This window comes from Psychrobacillus sp., from assembly GCF_056205495.1.
Map to the genome: position 1 here is coordinate 1 of NZ_JBAEAP010000207.1, position 9403 is coordinate 9403.

Consider the following 9403-nt stretch of genomic DNA (forward strand, 5'->3'; position numbering starts at 1 on the left):
CCACGTCGTATCGGATGGTTTGATACAGTGGTAATCCGCCATGCGCAAAGAGTAAGTGGATTAACGGATTTAACAGTGAATTCAATTGATGTTTTAACTGGATTAAAAACAGTTAAAATTTGTACAGCATACGAATATAAAGGAGAGCTTATCACAGAATATCCAGCAAACCTGCGTATGCTTGCCGAATGTAAGCCGGTTTATGAGGAATTACCAGGTTGGAGTGAGGATATCACTCAGTGTAAATCTCTCGATGAATTACCAGACACTGCAAGACATTACTTAGAACGCATTTCTCAATTAACAGGAGTTCCTATCTCTATTTTCTCTGTAGGACCGGATCGTACACAAACAAACGTTATTTCAAGCGTTTGGAGATAATTATAAGTAAAATGAAACCCGCCAATGAAAAATTGGCGGGTTTTTATGTTAAATAATTTTAAGAATTTCATCGATAAATAACGATTTATCTCAGTGATTTGCCTTCGTTTCATATGAAAATAAGACCCTCTACTCTCACATAGGAAAACAATTCTAAGTAATATATTTAAACTGTCTAACAATATAATTGGAAAAATGGCCAATAGCTTGAAAAGTAGTTTACAAGATATTCATGTCTATCCATTTGATTCTCTTCATATACAAAGCTATAGGTGTCTAAAATTTATCGAATTATTACAAATATAACAGAGGCACTAATAGTAATATGTATAAATAAGAATTTACTGGAGGAAATTCTTAAAAACATAGGATTATAACCTATAAAAATGATTAAATATAACAATCAAAATGTAAAAATAGAAAATAATGGATTTAAAAATACATTTTCTTTACAAGATAGACTATTCCTACACTTCACTATTTCAAATATGTTAAATTAAGATAGTGTAAAATTTGCACTAGCAACTTAAATAGGTTTGGAAGGAGCTTTATCATGCTTTGGAATAGTAAGAATGAGGAACAAGAGGATCAAAACTTCACTGTTCTTTCAAACAGAAAATCAAATGTAGTGAAAAAAGCTACTATAATGGTATTACTTATGTCATCTCTAACTTTTAATATGGCATTTGCTAATGAAGAGAATAATAAAGCTTTAAAAGAAATTTATCATATATATGCAGAAGGTCAGTACGTTGGGGCAATTTCCGATAAAAAGGAAATGGAAAAGCTTTTTGATAAAAAAGTGCAAGAGAGTAGCTCCCAATATGACGGTCTTCAACTACAAGCAGGCAATAACCTAAAGGTTATTACTGAACAAGTTTATACTCCTTTAACAAGCGATGAAACCACATTGCAAAAGCTTAACGAATTAATAGAAGTGGAAGCAACCGCTTTTGCCTTATCTGTCAATGACGAGATGGCGGTCTACGTCAAAGACATTGCAACATACCATGAAGTTATAAAAAAATTAAAACTTCAGTTTATCACAGAAGAAGAGCTAGCCACATTGGAAGCTAGAAAAAGTGTTACAGATAGCTTACCCGAATTACAAACCGGCGAAACTAGAATTGTAGATTTAATTTTAAAACAAGAAGTTTCAGGGGTTACGGTAGATGTGACACCAGAAAAGATTGTTTCTGCTGATGAAGCAGTTAAGCTTCTTTTAGAAGGAACCTTAGAGCCAGAAACCTATAAAGTTTCAGCTGGTGACGTACTTGGTAATATTGCAAGTAAATTTAATTTAACCTCAGCGGAACTATTAGCGATCAATCCAGGACTTACAGATACAAGTGTCTTACAGATAAACCAAGAGCTTAATGTGACTGTACTAAAACCGCTTATAAATATGGAAGTAGTTTATGAGAAAAAGGTAGAGGAAACTGTACCTCATACTAAACAAGTAATAGAAACAGATGAGATGTTCAAAGGTGATACAAAAGTGAAGCAAGAAGGTGCCGATGGAAAACGAGTGGCAACTTACTTAATTCGTCAAGAGAATGGTGTAGAAATTGGCCAATCACTTTCAAATGAAACAATTTTAGAGCAACCTAAGGAACATGTTGTTTTAAAGGGAACAAAAGTTATTCCATCTCGTGGTTCCGGAGTGTTTGCATGGCCAGCAGAAGGTGGCTACATTTCTAGTAAAATGGGTTACCGTTGGGGACGTAAGCATGAAGGTATTGATATTGCTCGACCAAGTGGATTTAATATTAAAGCAGCAGATAATGGAGTAGTTGAAGCTGCTGGTTGGGATGGTACATACGGTAATCGTGTAATCGTTAATCATAAAAATGGGTATAAAACGACGTATGCTCATCTCTCCTCTGTTAGTGTAAGTGTGGGAGATGTAGTGCCACAAGGCTCAAAACTAGGCGTTATGGGGAATACAGGACGCTCCACAGGAACTCACTTGCATTTTGAAGTGAAGAAGGACGGAGTAACGATTGATCCCTTATCTGTGTTAAAATAAATATAAGTTAGAGACAGTCGCTAGCCGGCTGTCTTTTTATGTATTTTGAAATATTGAATTAGGTGAAGGATTAAATTTCCTGGGAAATATTTCGACAAAGCTCGACCTAAAACTATCATTTTCTACCCTTATTTTTTCTCATTTCTTTAATGATGCAAGGAGAGTAAAAGAATGATAGAGTAATGATGTATTAATTGTTTAAAATAATGTATTTGATTAAAATATAGCAGAAAAGGGCGAAAGGGGTTTAACAAGTGAGTAAGAAAATACTAGTAGTGGATGATGAAAAGCCGATTGCTGACATACTACAATTTAATTTGAAAAAAGAGGGCTATCAGGTTTTTTGTGCATATGATGGCGACGATGCATTAAAAAAAGTAGACGAGATTCAACCAGATCTCATGCTGTTAGACATAATGTTACCTAACAGAGATGGAATGGAAGTTTGTAGAGAAATTCGTAAACGCTTTAGCTTTCCTATAATAATGCTAACTGCTAAAGACTCAGAGATAGATAAGGTCTTAGGGTTAGAGCTAGGTGCCGATGATTATGTTACAAAGCCATTTAGTACAAGAGAGTTAATAGCTCGAGTTAAAGCTAACATGAGAAGACACCAAACTATTCAAGAAGACAATGAAGTAGTAACTAATGACATTACTATTGGTCCACTAACTATCCAACCAGATGCTTATTTGGTGTTGAAAAGAGATGAAACAATTGAATTGACTCACCGTGAGTTTGAACTCTTACATTATCTTTCTAAACATATTGGACAAGTAATGACAAGGGAACATCTATTACAAACAGTTTGGGGTTACGATTATTTTGGTGATGTCCGTACTGTAGATGTTACAATCAGACGTTTACGTGAGAAAATTGAAGATAATCCTAGTCATCCAAACTGGATTGTAACTAGACGAGGCGTTGGTTACTATTTAAGAAGTCCTGAGCAGGAGTAATTCGATGCATAAGGTTGGTTACTTTAAATCAGTTCATGTAAAGATTGTGTTGATTTATGTTTTACTGATTTTAATAGCTATGCAAATAATTGGTCTATATTTTGTCAAGGGATTGGAGCATACATTAAAAGAAAACTTTCAACAATCTGTTAAGGATCGCGTTGGTGTATTAGAGTTTAGTGCAAGAGAAGAACTTGTTAAAATACGGGTTGAAGAAGACCAAACATTAGAACAAAGCTTACGTTCTATTTTGACTGGTCTTAATTCTGATGACATTAAAGAAGTTCGAGTTATCGATGCGAAATATCAAATACGAGCTACCTCAGATTCAAATAATCAATCAATCGTTGGACAAAAGTCGTTAGATGAACTAGTCCATAAATCTATCACGGCAGAAGAAGATTTTGATAGCATCGCCTCTAAATCAGGAGAACGTGTATGGATATTAGTGACGCCAATTATTTCACAGGGCGAGGTCATTGGAACTCTCTATATTGAATCGAATATTGAAAACGTATTTGGTCAAATGAACGAAATAAACCAAATCCTCGCTGTGGGTACGGCAGTAGCCCTTGTAATCACAATTGTATTAGGTATTCTTATAGCACAAACGATTACAAGACCTATATCGGAGATGAGGAAACAAGCACAGGCTATGTCTAAGGGCAACTTTTCTCGTAAGGTAAGAGTATATGGAAATGATGAAATCGGTCAGTTAGCACATGCATTTAATCATCTAACAAATAGGCTGCAAGAATCTCAGTCGACTACAGAAGCTGAGCGCAGGAAACTTGCCTCTGTTTTAACTAATATGACGGATGGAGTTATAGCCACTGATCGAAAGGGTAGAGTTATTTTGATCAATGATCCCGCCCTAAGGCTCTTACGCATACCAAGAGAAATGGTTCTCAACAGGCCTATTATTTCAGTGCTTGGCATTGATAGCATTCATTCCTTCGAAGATCTCATTCACTCAAAGGAATCCATGAATTTAGATTTCAGTACCCAGGAACGACCATATATACTTCGTGCGAATTTTTCAGTTATCCAAAAAGAAACTGGTTTCGTAAATGGTTTAATCGCTGTTTTACATGACAATACCGAGCAAGAGAAGATTGATATGGAACGTCGAGAGTTTGTAGCTAATGTATCTCATGAACTTCGAACTCCTTTAACTACGATGAGCAGTTATTTGGAGGCATTAGCGGATGGAGCATGGAAGGATGAAGAGATAGCACCGTCGTTTCTAATGGTTACTCAAACAGAGACCCAACGAATGATTCGATTGGTAAATGACCTACTACAATTGTCTAAGATGGATAGTCGTGACTATGATCTGAATAGAGAAATCGTTAATTTTAATCTATTTTTCAATCGTATTATTGATCGTTTTGAACTGTCTAAATCACAAAATGTTACGTTCCAACGTATGCTTCCAGAAACGCCGTACTATGTAGACATTGATACAGATAAGTTAACTCAAGTGATCGATAATATTATATCGAATGCGTTAAAGTATTCCCCAGATGGAGGGAATATTCGATTTGGCATAGCAGTCAAAGATGAGTGGTTACAAGTGATGATATCAGACGATGGCATGGGAATACCTTCTGAAAATGTAAATCGCATTTTCGATCGTTTTTATCGAGTAGATCGGGCTAGAGCCCGTTCAATGGGAGGGACAGGGCTTGGCCTAGCCATTGCCCGGGAAATGATTGAAGCCCATGGAGGTAAGATTTGGGCAGAAAGTGAAGAAGGCCACGGGACTACTATATTCTTTACTTTAGAAATACTGTTGGATGAAGAAGGTGAGTGGGATTGAAGTATATTGAACCAGTAAAATCTATAATTTTATTATTACTCATACTGCTTAGTCTTACACTTACCTTTACGATTTGGACCTATTCACCAAATTATGATACTACTGAACCACCTGTCGTTAATATATCGATTGCAGAGAAGAAGAAGATGGAAGATGTTATAAAACCGTATCGTTTGCTGATTAGTCAACCCGAAAATCTAAGAGGTTCCTATTCGATCGTAGATATCAATAATGTTATAAATCCCATGAAAAATTGGGAGATTGAAACGGTCAAACTGTATAGTAATAATACTAATGCGGGGCAGGTAAATGAATTAATCAACAAGCCATATACGAGTACATTGTTTTTTCAAGCAGATATACCAATAGAATCTTATAGTCCAATTTTAAAGTTTTTAGATCCTATCTTTCCTAACTCTTCTTTTAATCGTCTAGTTATAGATTGGTCCTCGAAAAGTGTGGACCAAAGAGTAGGGGAAAAGGAATCTGATCAAGGGGCTACTTTGTATTTCATAAGCACCACCTTGAATAAAATTTATACTGCAAATGTGACGAAGGAAGATATCTTGGGTTTCTCTGAGCGTATGGTCAAGACTTCCAATGCTATGCTGGAATATAAGGAAATCGTAAGAGAAGGCAAATTATCCTTATATACTACAAGTAACCCTGAAAAGGTTGTTCAATATACTTATTTAGTAGAAGAGATTGATACGAATAGGTTTAAAGATGCACTTTTTAATATACCAAGTTTAGTTGTTCGGCGAAGTAATCCAGTAGGCTCAGGAGAACAATATACGGATGATAACGCATTAATGACTGTGGACCCTATTTCTAAAAGGTTAAGCTACGTTCATCCGGCTTCAGAAGGTGAATTTCTTGGTAAATCATCGGAACTTTTATATAATAGCTTAAGCTTTGTTAATGAGCATGACGGTTGGACAGATGATTATCGATTTAGTAGGATGAATAAGGATGCAAATCAAGTAAATTACCAACTGTATTTTGATGGGTTGCCTGTATTCAGTAAGGATATGTTGACTACAGAAATAGTTCAAGTTTGGGGAAGTAATCGGGTTTATCGTTACAATAGACCATATTACACGTTAAATGCTCTGCCGATAACTTCCACTGATTTAGAGTTACCTTCCGGTCAAAATGCATATGAATTACTAAGCTTAGCCCCAAATTCACAAGTCTCTTTAATAGAAGATTTAGTACAAGGCTATTATATTTCTAAAGACGAAGACCAGCCATTATTCACTCTAGTACCGTCTTGGTATTATCAAGTTAATGGATCATGGTTGAGACTATCTCCAGAAACTATAGGAGGTGGCACCTATGGATTGGAATAAAACGAAGACTATTTTTATCATTGTTTTTTCTATCTTGAATGTCTTTTTGTTTTCCTTATATTTAAATAGATATACAGCAGGTCAAAATATAGAAGTTTTAAGCTCTACCACGACAGAGGAACGGCTAAAAGTAGAGAACATTAATGTGTCAAAAGCTTCTAGTGTTACTGTGGAAGAAGCCTATTATGTTTCTGGTAGTGTTCATAACTTTAAGCCGGAAGAAATAGAAGATTTAAAAAATCAAACAGTTGAATTTAAGCCTGATGCACAAATAGCCGGCACATTTATAAAACCTATACCTATAACAGAAGAGAATTCCATCGAAACTCTCATCAGTGATAATATATTTAAAGGTTCTTCATATGGATTGTGGAAAATAGACGAGGAAGCTCGTATGGCAATTTTTTTTCAAAAAGTAAACGATCGTCTTGTCTATTACAATCAAAAAGCTAAATTAGTAGTCTATTGGAATGAGAATAATGAACTCATAAGCTATGAGCAAACCATCCTAGATAACCTAGAGGATTATAGTGAGTCTAAAAATCTATTGCCTACTATTCAAGCAGTTTCAAATCTATATTCCAAAGGTTTACTAGTTGCCAATTCAACCGTTACAGATATTAGTTTGGGCTATTTTACATTAGTCCAGCAAGCTGAGACGCAGGTATTTGCACCAACTTGGCGAATACTTGTGGAACGTGAGGACGGAACTATAGATGAACACTTTGTAAATGCGGTAGAAGGAAGAATTATTGAAATACCAACAGAAGTAGATTCATCAGCAGTAGAATAAGGAGTTTTGATGATGAAGTTTAGTGTATTAGCTAGCGGGAGCAGCGGAAACGCAATCTACGTAGAAAACGAGAAGCATTCCTTTTTAGTTGACGTAGGCCTAAGCGGCAAAAAAATGGACGAGCTCTTTCAAGGAATTGGAAGAGAAATAAAAAATCTTTCTGGTATTTTCATTACACACGAGCATAGTGATCATATAAAGGGGCTCGGTGTATTAGCTAGAAAATATGGTGTACCAATTTACGCCAATGAAAAAACATGGGGAGCAATGGATTCACTTGTTGGAAAGGTGCCCTTAGATCAACGTTTCACTTTTGATATGGAATCGGTGAAAACGTTTGGCTCTATGGATATCCAATCCTTTGGAGTCTCCCATGATGCTGCAGATCCAATGTTTTATATCTTTCATGAAAATGGACGCAAGCTTGTTTTAATTACAGATACGGGATATGTAAGTGATCGCATGAAGGGTCATATTAAGGGAGCAGATGCCTTTGTCTTTGAAAGCAATCATGATGTCAGTATGCTACAAATGGGACGCTATCCTTGGTCGGTCAAACGCCGAATACTAAGTGACGTAGGACATGTCTCTAACGAGGATGCTGCGGTAGCTATGAGTGAGGTAATTGATTTAAAATCAACTAATGTGTACCTCTCACATCTTAGCAAGGATAATAACATGAAGGACCTAGCAAGAATGAGCGTTACTCAAACCTTACAATCGTGTGGTATTATCGCAGGTGAATATGTTCACTTACATGACACGGATGCAAATCAGCCAACTGAATTAGTACTAGTATAATTATAAAGTTCCAGGAGCCTAAAAGCTTTTGGAGCTTTTTTATATACATAAATATGGTGAGGATAGATTTTTCCTGTTTTTTTCTTTATTATTAGAGACATTTTTAATTTAATTTTAGATTATTTTCATTTAATTTTAATGTTTAGTGGGTAAAGTAAGCATACGAACATATTGTTTAATGAAAGGGAGAGTGCAATGGGTTACTATAATTCATATGGTCCTGAACAAGAACCACCAAAAGTAAGAAATAAGGATAAGAAAAGAGGAGTAATAGGTTATTTCTTCAGTGGATTAGCAGGAGTCCTAGTAGGAGCTCTTCTAGTTTGGATTTTAACTCCTTCTGTTGTAAATAATTTACCTTCCCAAACAGAAGGTGAAGCAACGACAAGTAAAACAACTAAAACAGAGCAAGTAAGCGTCGATATTACTACGGATGTAACCGGAGCAGTAGAAAAAGCCTCGGCGGGAGTAGTCGGTATTACTAATATTCAATCCGTAAGAAATTTCTGGAGCCAAAGTTCCACGGAGCAGGAGGCTGGCACTGGTTCAGGAGTAATCTATAAAAAAGAAGGCGGAAAAGCATATATTATTACGAACCATCATGTAATTGCAGGTGCAGAAGCATTAGAAGTGACATTAAAGGATGGAGTAAAAGCAGACGCAAAATTAGTCGGAAGTGACATGTGGACAGATCTAGCCGTGTTAGAAATAGACGATAAAGGAATTGAAACAGTTTTAGAAATCGGAAACTCAGATACATTAAAGCAGGGAGAAACAGTTATTGCTATTGGTAATCCTCTCGGCTTAGACTTTTATGGTTCAGTTACAACTGGTGTAGTTTCTGGTACGGACCGTGCTATTCCAGTGGATATCAATGAAGATGGGACTGTGGATTGGCAAGCAGAAGTTTTACAAACGGATGCGGCCATTAACCCGGGTAATAGTGGTGGAGCATTAATTAATTTAGCCGGTCAGCTTATAGGCATCAATTCGATGAAAATCTCTGAGTCAACAATAGAAGGAATCGGCTTGGCGATTCCAGTAAACTCCGCAATGCCTATAATTGAAGACTTAGAAGTCAATGGTAAAGTAATTCGACCTTCTATGGGTGTTACACTTATCGATTTAACAAATGTTCCAGCATTTCATCAACGAGATACTTTAAAACTTCCTGCAGAAGTAACTACGGGAGTCGTAGTAGACGAAGTATATGAAGGGACACCTGCTGCAAATGCTGGTCTAAAAACCTATGATGTCATCGTAGAA

At 36.2% G+C, this 9403-nt stretch carries 8 protein-coding genes; all 8 read left to right on the plus strand.

Annotated features, from left to right (window positions below; all coding sequences use genetic code 11):
• The coding region (locus tag AC06OU_RS06050) for an adenylosuccinate synthetase (protein WP_475854633.1) at positions 1-381 on the plus strand (381 nt) is incomplete at its 5' end.
• A 553-nt stretch (positions 382-934) separates the two neighbouring features.
• Entirely contained in the window at positions 935-2410 is a 1476-nt protein-coding gene (locus AC06OU_RS06055) for a peptidoglycan DD-metalloendopeptidase family protein (protein ID WP_475854634.1), read from the plus strand.
• Between the two features lie 254 nt (positions 2411-2664).
• A complete protein-coding gene (yycF, locus tag AC06OU_RS06060) occupies positions 2665-3369 on the plus strand; it encodes a response regulator YycF (RefSeq protein WP_169359808.1) in 705 nt (234 codons plus the stop codon).
• Positions 3370-3373: 4 nt separating this feature from the next.
• Positions 3374-5191, plus strand: a complete 1818-nt coding sequence (gene walK, locus AC06OU_RS06065) for a cell wall metabolism sensor histidine kinase WalK (protein ID WP_475854636.1) — start codon at positions 3374-3376, stop codon at positions 5189-5191.
• A complete protein-coding gene (locus AC06OU_RS06070) occupies positions 5188-6543 on the plus strand; it encodes a YycH family regulatory protein (RefSeq protein WP_475854638.1) in 1356 nt (451 codons plus the stop codon). The genes walK and AC06OU_RS06070 overlap by 4 nt, the downstream gene beginning before the upstream one ends.
• Positions 6530-7336, plus strand: a complete 807-nt coding sequence (locus AC06OU_RS06075) for a two-component system regulatory protein YycI (RefSeq protein WP_475854640.1) — start codon at positions 6530-6532, stop codon at positions 7334-7336. Before AC06OU_RS06070 ends, AC06OU_RS06075 begins: the two co-directional genes overlap by 14 nt.
• A gap of 12 nt (positions 7337-7348) precedes the next feature.
• A complete protein-coding gene (locus AC06OU_RS06080; RefSeq protein WP_169359840.1) occupies positions 7349-8137 on the plus strand; it encodes an MBL fold metallo-hydrolase in 789 nt (262 codons plus the stop codon).
• Positions 8138-8332: 195 nt separating this feature from the next.
• Positions 8333-9403, plus strand: a 1071-nt coding sequence (locus AC06OU_RS06085) for a S1C family serine protease (RefSeq protein WP_475854642.1), incomplete at its 3' end; no start/stop codon positions are given.

What these genes read in the sequence shown, in the direction of transcription:
- AC06OU_RS06055 (WP_475854634.1), top strand. Translation starts at nt 935, where the DNA reads ATGCTTTGGAATAGTAAGAATGAGGAACAAGAGGATCAAAACTTCACT.
- walK (WP_475854636.1), top strand. Translation starts at nt 3,374, where the DNA reads ATGCATAAGGTTGGTTACTTTAAATCAGTTCATGTAAAGATTGTGTTG.
- AC06OU_RS06075 (WP_475854640.1), top strand. Translation starts at nt 6,530, where the DNA reads ATGGATTGGAATAAAACGAAGACTATTTTTATCATTGTTTTTTCTATC.
- AC06OU_RS06080 (WP_169359840.1), top strand. Translation starts at nt 7,349, where the DNA reads ATGAAGTTTAGTGTATTAGCTAGCGGGAGCAGCGGAAACGCAATCTAC.